Genomic DNA, 13,364 nt, shown 5'->3' on the forward strand with positions numbered 1-13,364 from the left:
TCTCCACGGCGCGTGCGGAGCCGGCGTGCGTCGCCTCCTGGATACGGCGCCGGAGATCCGCCAGCTTCCCGGCGGTCGTATGGATGTCGATCTCGTGACGCTCTTCCGGCTCGGACATCGGGATGCGGCTCCCTGCCTGCTCAAAAAAGGGGGGACGGTTGCTGATCCGCAGCGTAGTCGCGGCCCTATCGGTCGACAGTGCGGTGTTTACCACACCTAGGGTGGCTTGCATGACGCCGCGAGATCCAGCAGACGCGAACGACGACCGGTGGTCCGACCTGGACCGCCCGCCCCTCAACGGCACGGCGCTGCGGCGCGGGCTGGTGCGCGAGGGCGGCCTGTGGACCGAGGTGGAGGTGGTGCGGCGCACCGGCTCCACCAACAACGACCTGGTGGCCCGGGCCGAGGCGGGCGACGTGCCGGAGGGCGCGGTGCTCGTCGCCGAGGAGCAGACCCAGGGGCGGGGCCGGCTGGACCGCCGCTGGACGGCGCCGGCCCGCTCCGGGCTCTTCTTCTCGGTGCTGCTGCGCCCCGCCGAGGTGCCGGTGTCCCGCTGGGGCTGGCTGCCGCTGCTCACGGGCGTCGCGGTGGCCACCGGGCTGGCCCGCGCCGCGGGCGTCGACACGGCGTTGAAATGGCCCAACGACCTGCTGGTCACCGTGCGCGGCGAGGAGCGCAAGGCCGGCGGCATCCTCGCGGAGCGGGCCGGGGCCGACGGCGTGGTCGTGGGCGTCGGCGTCAATGTCACCCTGCGCGCCGAGGAACTCCCCGTGCCGCAGGCCGGGTCGCTGGCGCTGGCCGGGGCCGTGAGCACGGACCGTGACCCGCTGCTGCGGGCGATGCTGCGTGCGCTGGAGGACTGGTACGGCCGCTGGCGCTCGGCCGGCGGCGATCCCTCCGTCAGCGGCCTTCAGGAGACCTACGCGGCGGGCTGCGCGACCCTGGGCCGCACCGTGCGGGCGGAGCTGCCGGGCGACCGGGCCGTCGTCGGCGAGGCCGTGGCGGTGGACGGCGACGGCCGCCTGGTGATCGCGACCCCGGAGGGCGTCCAACACCCGGTGGCAGCAGCCGACATCATCCACCTACGCCCCACCACCTGACCCCCCGCGCGCCCAGCCGGCCCCACGGCTGGACAGACGCTAGGCGGCGGGGGTCGGCTGTGTCGGCGGGGGGTGCGTGACAGGGGCGCGGGGAACTGCGCGATCGGCCACGGCGGGCCTGCGGCTGTGTACGGCGGGTGGGTGTTGCTGGGCGGTGGCGGGGTTTGGCTGTGTTGTGGGCGTTCACAGGGGTGTGCCCCGGTGGGGCGCGGGGAACTGCGTGATCGGCCACGGCGGGCCTGCGGCTGCGTACGGCGGCGAGGGGTTCCAGACTGGTTGCGGGGGTCGGGGGGCTGCAAGCCCCCGGGTGGGCGTCCGCCACAGCCAGGGGCACCCGTACCGACACCGACCCCCGCACCCTCGGCCGAACCTAACGGAGTGAGCTGGCGCACACCTGCCGTAGAGTTGAGGCCGGTCGATACGTGACCGCGGCAGATCGGAAGGGCAGCAGGCGTGACCGTCGACGACACGGGCTCCGGCGCGGACGCGGACGGCCGGGTGAACCCTCCCCCAGCCTCGGCTCCGTTCGACCAGGGGGACCCCCAAGCCGCCGACTCTGGCGAGGATCCGCTCACCCTGCGCCTGGAAACGCTCATCCTGGGCGCCGAGCGGCGCTACACCCCCTTTCAGGCGGCCCGCAGCGCCGGCGTCTCCATGGAATTGGCCTCACGCTTCTGGCGGGCCATGGGCTTCGCCGACATCGGCCAGGCCAAGGCCCTCACGGAGGCCGACGTACTCGCGCTGCGCCGTCTCGCCGGTCTCGTCGAGGCGGGCCTGCTGAGCGAGGCCATGGCCGTGCAGGTGGCCCGGTCCACCGGACAGACCACCGCCCGGCTGGCCGAGTGGCAGATCGACTCGTTCCTGGAGGGGCTGACCGAGCCGCCGGAGCCGGGCATGACCCGCACGGAAGTCACCTATCCGCTGATCGAACTGCTCCTGCCCGAGCTGGAGGAGTTCCTGGTCTACGTCTGGCGGCGCCAGTTGGCCGCGGCCACCGGCCGGGTCGTACAGGCCGGCGACGACGACGAGATGGTGGACCGGCGGCTGGCGGTCGCCTTCGCCGACCTCGTCGGGTTCACCCGGCTGACCCGTCGGATGGAGGAGGAGGAACTGGGCGAGCTGGTCGAGGCCTTCGAGACGACCGCCGCCGACCTGGTCGCCGCCCGCGGCGGCCGGCTCATCAAGACCCTCGGCGACGAGGTGCTGTACGCCGCCGACGACGCGGGCACCGCCGCCGAGATCGCGCTGCGCCTCATCGAGACGATGGCGCACGACGAGACGATGCCCGAACTGCGTGTCGGGATGGCGTTCGGCACCGTGACCACCCGGATGGGCGATGTCTTCGGTACGACCGTGAATCTCGCCTCCCGGCTGACGTCGATAGCGCCGCGTGACGCCGTGCTCGTGGACAGCGCGTTCGCCGAGGAGCTGATCCGCACCGGTGAGGCGCCCGCGTCCGAGGCGGAGGCGGCCGAGGCCGCGGCGGCCGCCGAGAAGGAGGGCGAGGAGCCGCCGACGTACCGCTTCGCGCTCCAGCCGATGTGGCAGCGTCCGGTCCGCGGGCTCGGCGTGGTCGAGCCCTGGCTGCTCACCCGGCGCGACGGCGCGTCCTGACGGGACCGGCCGGTCACGAACCGCCGGTCAGCGACAGGTCGATACACAGGCCGAGGATCGGCACGCACACGCCTCCCGGCCGGCTCGGCGTCGGGGACGGAGGCGGGGCGGGTGCCGGGGCGGCGGAGGTCCGGCCGGGTGCGGGGGTGGATGCGGGTGGTGGCGCGGCGCTCGCGGTGGCCGCCGGCGGCGCGGTGGCGCCGGGCACCGCCGGGACGGCCGTGGCGCCGGGCGCGTCCGCCCCTGGGGGCGTGGCGGTGGATGGGGAGCGTCCGGGATCGGGCGTGGCGGAGGGGTCCGAGGTATCGGTGCCCGGGACGCCGGTCCCGCTGCTCTGTGCGGGGGTCGCCGAGGGCGCGCCGGTCGGGGTGGTGCCGACCGTGGCGGCCGTGCGCGTCGACCGGTCGGCGGTGACGGCCGGGCCGGGCCTGGGTTCCGCCTCGGCGGTGCCGGGTCCCCCGACCTGCGACTCGGGGGAGACCCTGACGAGACTCAGCACGCCGACGGCCAGCACGAGGCCGACGGCGATCAGCAGCGCCCTGCGCGGCCGACGCCGACGATGCCGCCCCCGTCGCCCACGAGCCCCCACCCCCGCCGCCCCAGAGATGTCCACCGGGTCAGCTGAGCCCGGTGCCTCCGCCGACCCCACCGGGTCAGATACGTCCGCAATGCCTGCCGGGGTAGAAGCGGATGTGGCGGTAGAACTCGCTGCCTCCGCCGACCCTGATGGCTTTGGTGAGCCGCATGGCTCGCTGGACCGGTTCGAACCCCGTGCGTCCGTCGGGCGTGCTGGTTCAGCCGGGCCTGTCGACCCCGAGCTGCCCGACGCCGCCGACGCACCCGCCGTATCCACGGCTGCCGAAGCCGCCGAGCCCGGGGCGTCAGCCGTTCCCGGCGCATCTGCCGTTTCTGATGCGTCTGCCGTTCCCGACGTGTCTGCCGGAGCGACCGGTCCTGACGAGTCCGCCGCACCGGATGCGTCTGCCGCCCCTGACGCGCCTCCTGAGCCCGCCGCTCCAGAGGTGCCCCCCGAGCCCGCCGCTCCAGAGGTGCCTCCTGAGCCCGCCGCTCCAGAGGTGCCCCCCGAGCCCGCCGCTCCAGAGGTGCCCCCCGAGTCCGGCGTCCCAGGGGTAGCCGCCGGGCTTGCCGGTGCTGGTGGGTTTGTCGCGTCCTGTGGGCCGCTTGCGGTCCTGGTGGCTGAGGTGTCCTTTGTGTCTCGCGCGTCCGGTGTGTTCGGGCGCGCGCCCCTGTACGTCTGCGTCATCGCGATTCCTCCCCGCCCGCGCCCCCCGATGCGCCATGGCGCAGCGCACGCTATGCGTTCGCTCGGGTGCTCGACAGGGAGTCGGGGGATTGTCACTCGAACGTGGACTTCCGGGGCACCCCTTTCCCCGGCGGGACCCGGCTGCGATGATCGGGGCGTCGGTGAGTTAACCCGTGTTAACCGGAGGGTGTCATGAGCGAGGAGCGGTTCGGGGAGTTCGTACTGGTGCGGCGGCACGGCCATGTCGCGGAACTGGTGCTGGACCGGCCCAAGGCCATGAACGCCGTGTCGACGGACATGGCCCGCTCCATCGCGGCGGCCTGTGCCGGGCTCGCCGGCGACCGGGACGTGCGGGCGGTGGTGCTGACCTCGTCGCACGAGCGCGCGTTCTGTGTCGGGGCCGATCTCAAGGAGCGGAACTCCTTCAGCGACGCGGACCTGGTACGGCAGCGCCCCGTCGCGCGGGGCGCCTACACCGGTGTACTGGAGCTGCCCATGCCGACGATCGCCGCCGTGCACGGCTTCGCGCTGGGCGGCGGCTTCGAACTGGCGCTGTCCTGCGATCTGATCGTGGCCGACGGTACGGCCGTGGTCGGGCTGCCCGAGGTGTCCGTAGGGGTCATCCCGGGCGGGGGCGGCACCCAGTTGCTGCCCCGCCGGGTCGGTGCCGCGCGGGCGGCCGAGCTGATCTTCTCGGCGCGGCGGGTGGCGGCGGTCGAGGCGCGTGACCTGGGGCTGGTGGACCAGTTGGTGGACGAGGGCCGGGACCGTGAGGAGGCCCTGGCCCTGGCGGGCCGGATCGCCGGTCACTCGCCCGTCGGCCTGCGCGCGGCCAAGCGGGCGCTGCGGCTCGGGCACGGGCTGGACCTGAGGGCCGGACTGGAGGTCGAGGACGCGGCCTGGCGCTCGGTGGCGTTCTCCGGTGACCGGGCGGAGGGGGTCGCGGCGTTCAACGAAAAGCGGACGCCCCAGTGGCCGGGCGAGTGACCGAAGAGAACCACCCGGCCGCCGCCGTGCCTCTCCACCGGGGCACCACCGTTCCCGGAACCCATCTGCCGCTCCCGAGGAGCCCCGTCCGGCCTCGGGCGACATCCGCTGCCCTGCGGGTGACATCCGCTGGTCTGCGGGTGAGATCTGCCGGCCTCGGGTGAGATCCGCTGGTCTGCGGGTGAGATCTGCCGGCCTCGGGTGAGATCCGCTGGTCTGCGGGTGAGACCCGCTGGTGTCGGGACCCGCTGGTCTCGGGTGACATCTGCCGGTCCCCGGGGGCATCTGCCGGTCCCCGGGGGTGGGATGTGTTTCTCGGGGGTCTGTTGCCCCCGGGGGTGGGATCTGTCGGTCCCGGGGGTAGTCTGCCCGCCCCCGGAGACATCCGTCGCTCCCGGAGGCACCGTCCACCCCCCGAGGCATCCGTCGCTTCCCGGAGGTGTTCGTCGCCCATGGCAGGCGCCCGTCGCTCCCGGAGGCGCCCGTCGCCCATGGGAGACATCCGTCGCTCCTCCGAGGCACCTGTTCGGCATAACAATGTCCCCGTTCATACCAAACGTCCCTAACCTGGAGTGATGGGTGAGGACAAGCGGCTGGACGCCGTCGTGGCGCTGGCCCAGGGTATGGCGGCGGCCCACACGCCGGCGGAGTCCTGGCGGGCCGCGGCGAGCGGTGCCTGCCGGGCGCTGGACGGGAGCTTCGCCGCCCTGTCGGTGTGGGAGCGTGACCGGGGCCGGCTGCGGGTCCTCGTGAACGTGGGGGAGCGGGCCCCGGACGAGGAGGAGTTCCCGGAGAACGAGACCTACCCCGTGCACCAGTTCCCCGAGATCACCGAGTTCCTGCACGAGCGATGGGCGCTCGGCGGCGGCCCGCACGCCTGGGTGGAGACCGCCGAGGGGACCGCGGCCGGGCGCCCCGGCTACTTCCACCGGCGGGTCACCGCGCTGCGCCGCCGCGGGCGCGGCTGTTGCGTGGTCGCGCCCCTCGTGCTGCACGGCCGCGCCTGGGGCGAGCTGTATGTGGCCCGGGCCACGGGGGCGCCGGTCTTCGACCGGGCCGACGCCGGCTTCGCCACCGTGCTGGCGGCGGTCGTCGCCGCCGGGATCGCGCAGACCGAGCGGCTGGAGGAGGCCCGGCGGCTCGCGTTCACCGACGCGCTCACCGGGCTCGCCAACCGCCGGGCCGTCGACATGCGGCTCGACGAGGCCGTCGAGCGGCACCGCACGGAGGGTGTCGTGGTGAGCCTCGTGGTGTGCGATCTCAATGGGCTCAAGCGGGTCAACGACACCTGCGGGCACGCCGTCGGCGACCGTCTCCTCGAACGCTTCGGCTCGGTGCTCTCGCTCTGCGGGGCGATGGTGCCGGGCGCCCTGGTGGCCCGGCTGGGCGGCGACGAGTTCTGTCTGCTCGCGGTCGGGCCGCCCGCCGACGCTGTGGTGAAGGCCGCGGACGAACTGTGCCGTCGCGCCGCGGACTTGGAGCTGGGGGAGGGGGTGGCGTGCGGGGTTGCCTCGACCGCGGACGCCATCGGTCCGGTGCGTTCGGCGCGCCGGCTGTTCCGGCTCGCGGACGCGGCCCAGTACCGGGCCAAGGCGGAGCGCGCCGAGCGGCCGGTCGTCGCCGGGCGACAGGGCCCGGACGACCCGGTCGTGCGGCTCGCCGACGAGCCGTCGCCCGCGCGGGCCGAGCGGCGCCGCTTCCGCGGGCGCCGACCGTGAGGCGACGGCACCGACGGCTCCTCCGGAGGCCTCCCTCGCGGGTCCTCATGGGTAAGGGGCGAACCCGGTCCCCACTAGTGACAGTGTGACATTCAATGCGTACGCTCCTGAATATGGATATGCATACTGTGGTGGTGGGTACGTCCGGCGTCACCGCGTCCGACGTCCTCGCCGTGGCACGGGGCGACGCCCGGGTCGAGCTTGCGCCCCAGGCGGTGGCGGCCCTCGCGGCGGCCCGCGAGATCGTGGACGCGCTGGCGGCCGAGCCGGATCCGGTCTACGGCGTCAGCACCGGCTTCGGTGCCCTGGCGACCCGGCACATCGGCCCGCAACTCCGCGCCCGACTGCAGCGCAACATCGTCCGCTCGCACGCCGCCGGCATGGGCCCGCGGGTGGAGCGGGAGGTCGTACGGGCCCTGATGTTCCTGCGGCTGCGGACCCTGTGTTCGGGACACACGGGCGTGCGGCCCGAGGTGGCGCAGACCGTGGTCGACGTGCTGAACGCGCGGATCACCCCGGTCGTCCACGAGTACGGCTCGCTCGGCTGCTCCGGCGATCTGGCCCCGCTGTCGCACTGCGCGCTGACCCTCATGGGCGAGGGTGACGCCGAGGGACCCGACGGGACCGTACGGCCCGCGGGCGACCTGCTCGCCGAGCACGGCATCCGGCCCGTCGAACTGCGCGAGAAGGAGGGGCTCGCCCTTCTCAACGGCACCGACGGCATGCTCGGCATGCTGATCATGGCCCTCGCCGACCTCGACACCCTCTACAAGTCCGCCGATGTCACCGCGGCCCTGTCGCTGGAGGCCCTGCTCGGCACGGACAAGGTGCTCGCGCCCGAACTGCACGCCATCCGGCCGCACCCGGGCCAGGCCGCGAGCGCCGCCAACATGCTCGCCGTGCTCAAGGGCTCCCGGCTCACCGGTCTGCCCCGGGTGGCCGGCGCCGCCCACAGTGGGGCGACGGCCATCCCGTACGAGGAGCCCCGCGTCCAGGACGCCTACTCCGTGCGCTGCGCCCCGCAGGTCGCGGGCGCCGGGCGGGACACCGTCGCGCACGCGCGTCTCGTCGCCGAGCGGGAACTCGCCGCGGCCGTCGACAATCCGGTGGTGCTGCCCGACGGGCGCGTCGAGTCCAACGGCAACTTCCACGGCGCCCCGGTCGGCTACGTCCTCGACTTCCTCGCCATCGCCGCCGCCGACCTCGCGTCGATCGCCGAACGCCGCACCGACCGGCTGCTCGACAAGAACCGCAGCCACGGTCTGCCGCCGTTCCTCGCGGACGACGCCGGTCTCGACTCCGGGCTCATGATCGCCCAGTACACCCAGGCGGCTCTGGTCAGCGAGATGAAGCGGCTGGCCGCGCCCGCCTCGGCGGACTCCATCCCGTCCTCCGCCATGCAGGAGGACCATGTGTCCATGGGCTGGTCGGCCGCGCGCAAGCTGCGCACCGCCGTCGACAATCTGAGCCGGGTCATCGCCGTCGAACTGTACGCCGCGACAAGGGCCCTGGAGTTGCGCGAGGGAAGGGCACCGGCGCCCGCGTCGCAGGCGGCCGTCGAGGCGGTACGGGCGGCGGGGGTGCGCGGTCCCGGCCCTGACCGGTTCCTGGCGCCCGACCTGGCGGCGGCGGACGCGTTCGTACGCGGCGGGGGGCTCGTCGCCGCGGTGGAGGCGGTCACCGGGCCGCTGCGGTAGCGGGCCTGCGGGGGCCCGGCGGCCGTCCGGGCTCCCGGCGGCGGCCCGCGGCGCATCGGGCGCCGGTCGAGCAAGCGTCAAGCGCGCCTAGAAACCCAGCCGTTCACGGCGTACCGAGTAGCCCACGAAGCCGGCGCCGAGGGCGAGGAGCACGGTGCCGCCGACGACGTACGGCGTGGTGTCGAAGCTGCCGGTGTCGGCCAAGTCGACACCGTCCGCGGCGTCGTCCGCCGGGCCGTCCGCGGTCGGCGAGTCCGCCGGGTCCGTCGAGTCCGTCGAGTCCGCCGAGGACACGGTCCTGGCCTGCTGGGTGATCTGCGCCGCCGAGGACTGCGCTCTCGCCGGGGCGTCCGGTGTCGCCTTCGCGGACGGGACGAACCACAGGGCGCCCAGCAGGGTGCCCGCGGCGGTGGCGGTCAGCAGCGGACGGCGAGCGGATGACACGGAATATCGATCCCCTTGTGACGCTGGCGAATTGGCCGTGCGGAGCGATGTTAGTGAAAGTCGCGGGTCACAGGAAAGTCACAAGAGGGTTCGGCCGTACGCTCCCGCCATGAGCACTCCAGAGACATCACGTTTTGTACGCCTTCGGGTGGAGCTGGTCCTCGAAGTGGAGGACGCGGACGCCGTGACCAAGTCCGCCGTGCGCCGGGTCGCCGACGATCCGGAGATGCCGGAGGCGGAACGCGCGCACGCCGAGGGCGCTGTGACGGAAGACACCGCCGAGGCCCTTGCCTATCTGGTCGATCCGTTCGACCTGGTCAGCAAGGTGCCGGGGGTCGAACTCCAGCAGGCGTCCTGGTCGAGCGAGCGGATCGAGTACGACCCGGATTCGCCGGAGTGGGACCTCGGCGAGGATGATGGTGGGGGCGACGACGGGGACGACGAAGAAGACGACGGCATCGGCTGAGCGTTCCGGGGAATTCATGACCCCGGACGGCAACCGCCGTCCGGGGTTTTGTCGTCTCACAGGGCGCACGGACCGATGCTCGCACCACCCCGCTTCGGCGAACGTGGTGCGCCCCACACATCCGAAGGGTGTGGAACGGGACGAAACGGTCGTAGCGTTGAAGGCTCTTAACAGGGTTCTCGGGGTATTTGCGGATCGGCGACGATGGAGAAACGTGTGATTACGGACAGTAAGCGGCGCAAGGGTCTGCTGACCGCGTCCGCTCTGCTCGGTGGTGTGCTGGTGCTCACGGGGTGCTCCGGCGGCGATGCCAAGGCCGAGGGCGGCAAGGACACCTCGCAGGCGAAGGTCGACGAGGCGGCGGCCGAGAAGTCGTCCGTGGCCCAGATCACGATCACACCCAAGGACGGCTCGGACAACGCCTCCATCAACAACTCCGCCGCCGTCACGGTCGCCAAGGGCACCCTGACGAATGTGACGATGACCACGGCCGACGGCACGGACGTCCAGGGCAAGCTGTCCGCCGACCGGACGAGCTGGAAGCCCAGCGCCCAGCTGGAGCGCTCCACCACCTACAAGGTGGCCGCCGAGGCCAAGGACTCCGAGGGCCGCGTCGCCCATGAGAACGGGTCCTTCACCACGGTCTCCCCGGACAACAGCTTCATAGGCAGCTTCACTCCGGAGGACGGCTCCACCGTCGGCGTCGGCATGCCCGTGTCGATCAACTTCGACAAGGCGATCACCAACAAGGCCGCCGTCCAGAAGGGCATCACCGTCACCTCCAGCAGCGGCCAGGAGGTCGTCTGCCACTGGTTCAACGCCAACCGCATGGACTGCCGCCCGCAGGACTACTGGACCGAGAACTCCACCGTCACCCTGAAGCTCGCCCTCGACGGCGTCGAGGGCGCGAGCGGCGTCTACGGCGTGCAGCAGAAGACGGTCACCTTCCACATCGGCCGCAACCAGATCTCGTACGTCGACGCGCAGACCAAGCAGATGAAGGTCACGCAGGACGGCAAGACCGTCAAGACCATCCCGATCTCCGCCGGTTCGCCCGACAACAAGACCTACGAAGGCATCATGGTGATGTCCGAGAAGTTCAAGGAGACGCGCATGAACGGCGCGACCGTGGGCTTCACCGACGACGACGGCAAGGGCGAGTACGACATCAAGGACGTGCCGCACGCCATCCGCCTCACCAACTCCGGCACCTTCGTGCACGGCAACTACTGGGGTGCGAAGTCCATCTTCGGCGCGGTCAACACCAGCCACGGCTGCGTCGGCCTGTCCGACACCAAGGGAGCCAACGACCCGAACACGGCGGGCTCGTGGTTCTACAACAACTCGATCGTCGGTGACGTCGTGGTCGTCAAGAACACCGGTGACAAGACCGTCTCTCCGGACAACGGCCTCAACGGCTGGAACCTGGACTGGGCCCAGTGGAAGGCGGGTTCGGCCGTCTGAGCCGCAGCGCGCCGCCCCACCGCTCGACCGATGCCGCCCCCGGCCCCCGGGGGCGGCATCGCTCGTCCCCGGCCCCGGTCACGGCGCCGTCAGGACCCGCACAGCCTTCTCATGCGTCTCTTATCCGGGGCTTATGCAGTCATCAGGGTCCGTCCCTAGCTTGCGGCCATGTTCTTCACCTACCTGAGGCGCGAACTGCGCCGCCGCAGAAAGGCGGCCCTGGTCGTCGCCTCCGGACTCGCGCTGGGCATCGCGCTGGTCATCGTCGTCACCTCCGTGTCCAACGGCATGAGCAAGGCACAGGACAAGGTCCTCCAGTCGCTCTACGGCCTCGGCACGGACATGACCGTCACCAAGGCGTCGCAACCGAGCACCAGCAGCTCACAGCGCCCGCGCTTCCAGTTCGACGCCGGCGGCGACGACGACTCGACGCAGAGCAGCGACCGGGTCATGGTGCAGGGCTTCACCACGCTGGCCTCCTCGACCGTCTCCGAGGTCGCCGACCAGCAGGGCGTGTCGAGCGCCGTCGGCGGGCTCAGCCTCAGCGTGTTCAAGGTCAGCGGCCAGTTCACCCGCGGCCAGTTCCAGCAGAACCAGCAGGGCGGCGGCATGCCCGGCGGAGAGCAGGGCGGCGGCAGCGGCCAGCCGCAGGGCGAGGTCCGCGGCGGCGGCGCCGACTTCGACATCAACCAGTACACGGTCTACGGCACCGACGTCACCCGGACCGGGCTCGGCCCGCTGACCTCCTCGAAGATCACCAGCGGCCGCACCTTCAAGACCACCGAGACCGACGCCAAGGTGGCGGTGGCCGACTCCGCGTACGCCAAGGAGAAGAAGTACAAGGTCGGCAGCACCGTCACCGTCAAGGACGTCAAGTACAAGGTGATCGGCATCGCCACCGCCGACAGCGGTGACTCGGCGGCCAACCTGTACATCCCGCTCAAGCAGGCGCAGACGCTGGCGGACCAGAAGAACAAGGTCACCACCATCTACGTGAAGGCGACCGACTCGCAGCAGATCGACGCCGTCAAGAGCGTCATCCAGAAGAACGTCTCGGGCACCACCGTCACCACCTCCGCCGACCTGGCCAAGACCGTCTCCGGTTCGCTGTCCACCGCCTCCAGCCTCGCCACCAGCGTCGGCAAGTGGCTGTCGATCGCGGTGCTCGTGGCCGCGTTCCTGGTGGCCGGACTGCTCACCTCCTCCGCCGTCTCGCGGCGCGTGCGCGAGTTCGGCACGCTCAAGGCGCTGGGCTGGAAGTCGGGCCGGGTGACCCGGCAGGTGGTCGGCGAGGCCGTCGTCAACGGACTGGTCGGCGGCGCCCTCGGTATCGCGGTCGGCCTCGTGGGCGCCTACGTCGTCACCGCGATCAGCCCGACCCTTGAGGCGCAACTGGGCAGCGCCACCGGCCAGGGGGGCGGCCCGGGCGGCGGCGCTGCCGGCGGCGGGGCCCTCATGGGCGGTCCCGGCCGGCAGGCCGCGAAGTCCCTGGAGGTCGCGCTCACCGCGCCGGTCAGCGTCACCACCATCGCCGTTGCGGTCGCCCTGGCCGTCGCCGGCGGACTGATCGCGGGCGCGTTCGGCGGATGGCGGGCGTCGCGGCTGCGTCCCGCGGACGCGTTGCGGCGGGTCGAGTAGGCGCAGCGCCGGCCGGCGGCCCGGCCCATCGACCCAACCCTCACCCGTATTCCAGGAGTTGTCCCACCCATGTACGAACTCAGAGGCGTCACCAAGCGCTACACGCGCGGCAAGGACACCGTTCACGCCCTCGACGGCGTCGACTTGACCATCGGGGACGGTGACCGGCTGGTCATCCAGGGCCCCACCGGCGGCGGCAAGTCGACGCTGCTGCAGATGCTCGGCGGCCTGGACCGGCCCAGTTCCGGAGAGGTGGTCCTCGACGGCGTCGACCTGGCCAAGCTGCCCGAGGCGCGGCTGACCCGGGTACGCAGCGAGAACATAGGCTTCGTCTTCCAGTCCTTCAACCTGATCCCGACGCTCACCGCGCAGGAGAACGTCGAGACCGCGCTCGTCCCGCTCGGTGTGAAGACCGCGGACCGGCGCGAACGGGCCGCGCAGGCACTGAAGTCGGTCGGGCTCGGCGAGCGGCTCGGACATCTGCCGTCCGAGATGTCCGGAGGCCAGCAGCAGCGCGTCGCCATCGCCCGGGCGCTCGTCAAACAGCCGAAGGTGCTGCTCGCCGACGAGCCCACCGGCAACCTCGACGAGGGCATGCGCGACGAGATCATGGATGTGCTCGAACGCATGTGGAAGGAGCACGGGTTGACCTTCATCATGGTCACCCACGACTCCTCGATCGCACGCAAGGCCCCGCGTCTCGCGACCCTTCGCAAGGGAAAGATCACCGTGAAGGAGAACACCGGCGCCTGACCGGGCTCGCCCTCGCCTGCAGGCCGTATAGCACCGGGCCCAGGTGTTCAACCGCGCGGTTACGTAACGGTGTTCCGTCCGCGCCGTAACACTTTCCGGGCGCTCTTCTTACCCTTCTCTCATCTCTTGAGTCCGCTGAACTCCCCCCGGCATACTGCGTGTTCCGGGGGGTTGACGCGCATGCGTACGGGATATCCCCCGGCCGGGTGAACGGGGAAT

The 13,364-nt window shown here is 72.1% G+C and carries 11 protein-coding genes; 9 read left to right on the top strand and 2 right to left on the bottom strand.

The window, feature by feature from the left end:
• Positions 1-230 precede the first annotated feature (230 nt).
• Both ABT245_RS35755 and ABT245_RS35760 read left to right on the top strand, forming a co-directional pair.
• On the top strand, positions 231-1,100 hold the full coding sequence (locus tag ABT245_RS35755; RefSeq protein WP_351742127.1) for a biotin--[acetyl-CoA-carboxylase] ligase: 870 nt from the start codon (positions 231-233) through the stop codon (positions 1,098-1,100).
• 453 nt (positions 1,101-1,553) lie between these two features.
• A complete protein-coding gene (locus tag ABT245_RS35760) occupies positions 1,554-2,714 on the top strand; it encodes an adenylate/guanylate cyclase domain-containing protein (protein ID WP_351742130.1) in 1,161 nt (386 codons plus the stop codon).
• Positions 2,715-2,727: 13 nt separating this feature from the next.
• Here the strand turns inward: ABT245_RS35760 and ABT245_RS35765 are convergent, their stop codons facing one another.
• On the bottom strand, positions 2,728-3,327 hold the full coding sequence (locus tag ABT245_RS35765; protein WP_351742132.1) for a hypothetical protein: 600 nt from the start codon (positions 3,325-3,327) through the stop codon (positions 2,728-2,730).
• A gap of 843 nt (positions 3,328-4,170) precedes the next feature.
• Here ABT245_RS35765 and ABT245_RS35770 point away from each other — a divergent pair.
• The 3 genes from ABT245_RS35770 to hutH all read left to right on the top strand — a co-directional run bounded on the left by ABT245_RS35770 (position 4,171) and on the right by hutH (position 8,380).
• On the top strand, positions 4,171-4,965 hold the full coding sequence (locus ABT245_RS35770; protein WP_351742135.1) for an enoyl-CoA hydratase/isomerase family protein: 795 nt from the start codon (positions 4,171-4,173) through the stop codon (positions 4,963-4,965).
• A gap of 575 nt (positions 4,966-5,540) precedes the next feature.
• Positions 5,541-6,683 (top strand): GGDEF domain-containing protein, encoded by a 1,143-nt coding sequence (locus ABT245_RS35775; RefSeq protein ID WP_351742137.1) that lies wholly within the window; start codon positions 5,541-5,543, stop codon positions 6,681-6,683.
• A gap of 119 nt (positions 6,684-6,802) precedes the next feature.
• Complete coding sequence (hutH, locus tag ABT245_RS35780) at positions 6,803-8,380, top strand: histidine ammonia-lyase (protein WP_351742249.1); 1,578 nt, start codon at positions 6,803-6,805, stop codon at positions 8,378-8,380.
• Positions 8,381-8,467: 87 nt separating this feature from the next.
• Here hutH and ABT245_RS35785 read toward each other — a convergent pair whose 3' ends face one another.
• A complete protein-coding gene (locus tag ABT245_RS35785; protein WP_351742139.1) occupies positions 8,468-8,824 on the bottom strand; it encodes an LAETG motif-containing sortase-dependent surface protein in 357 nt (118 codons plus the stop codon).
• 109 nt (positions 8,825-8,933) lie between these two features.
• On the opposite strand from ABT245_RS35785, the gene ABT245_RS35790 reads away from it, so the two are divergent.
• The 4 genes from ABT245_RS35790 to ABT245_RS35805 all read left to right on the top strand — a co-directional run bounded on the left by ABT245_RS35790 (position 8,934) and on the right by ABT245_RS35805 (position 13,145).
• A complete protein-coding gene (locus ABT245_RS35790) occupies positions 8,934-9,290 on the top strand; it encodes a hypothetical protein (protein ID WP_351742142.1) in 357 nt (118 codons plus the stop codon).
• Between the two features lie 204 nt (positions 9,291-9,494).
• On the top strand, positions 9,495-10,754 hold the full coding sequence (locus ABT245_RS35795; RefSeq protein WP_351742145.1) for a L,D-transpeptidase: 1,260 nt from the start codon (positions 9,495-9,497) through the stop codon (positions 10,752-10,754).
• Positions 10,755-10,922: 168 nt separating this feature from the next.
• Complete coding sequence (locus ABT245_RS35800; protein ID WP_351742148.1) at positions 10,923-12,392, top strand: ABC transporter permease; 1,470 nt, start codon at positions 10,923-10,925, stop codon at positions 12,390-12,392.
• Between the two features lie 69 nt (positions 12,393-12,461).
• Entirely contained in the window at positions 12,462-13,145 is a 684-nt protein-coding gene (locus ABT245_RS35805) for an ABC transporter ATP-binding protein (protein WP_351742151.1), read from the top strand.
• The last annotated feature ends 219 nt before the right edge of the window (positions 13,146-13,364 follow it).

The organism is Streptomyces sp. NPDC001508 (assembly GCF_040298665.1).
Taxonomy (GTDB): Bacteria; Actinomycetota; Actinomycetes; order Streptomycetales; family Streptomycetaceae; genus Streptomyces.

What these genes read in the sequence shown, in the direction of transcription:
- ABT245_RS35755 (WP_351742127.1), top strand. Translation starts at nt 231, where the DNA reads ATGACGCCGCGAGATCCAGCAGACGCGAACGACGACCGGTGGTCCGAC.
- ABT245_RS35770 (WP_351742135.1), top strand. Translation starts at nt 4,171, where the DNA reads ATGAGCGAGGAGCGGTTCGGGGAGTTCGTACTGGTGCGGCGGCACGGC.
- ABT245_RS35775 (WP_351742137.1), top strand. Translation starts at nt 5,541, where the DNA reads ATGGGTGAGGACAAGCGGCTGGACGCCGTCGTGGCGCTGGCCCAGGGT.
- hutH (WP_351742249.1), top strand. Translation starts at nt 6,803, where the DNA reads ATGCATACTGTGGTGGTGGGTACGTCCGGCGTCACCGCGTCCGACGTC.
- ABT245_RS35790 (WP_351742142.1), top strand. Translation starts at nt 8,934, where the DNA reads ATGAGCACTCCAGAGACATCACGTTTTGTACGCCTTCGGGTGGAGCTG.
- ABT245_RS35795 (WP_351742145.1), top strand. Translation starts at nt 9,495, where the DNA reads ATGGAGAAACGTGTGATTACGGACAGTAAGCGGCGCAAGGGTCTGCTG.
- ABT245_RS35800 (WP_351742148.1), top strand. Translation starts at nt 10,923, where the DNA reads ATGTTCTTCACCTACCTGAGGCGCGAACTGCGCCGCCGCAGAAAGGCG.
- ABT245_RS35805 (WP_351742151.1), top strand. Translation starts at nt 12,462, where the DNA reads ATGTACGAACTCAGAGGCGTCACCAAGCGCTACACGCGCGGCAAGGAC.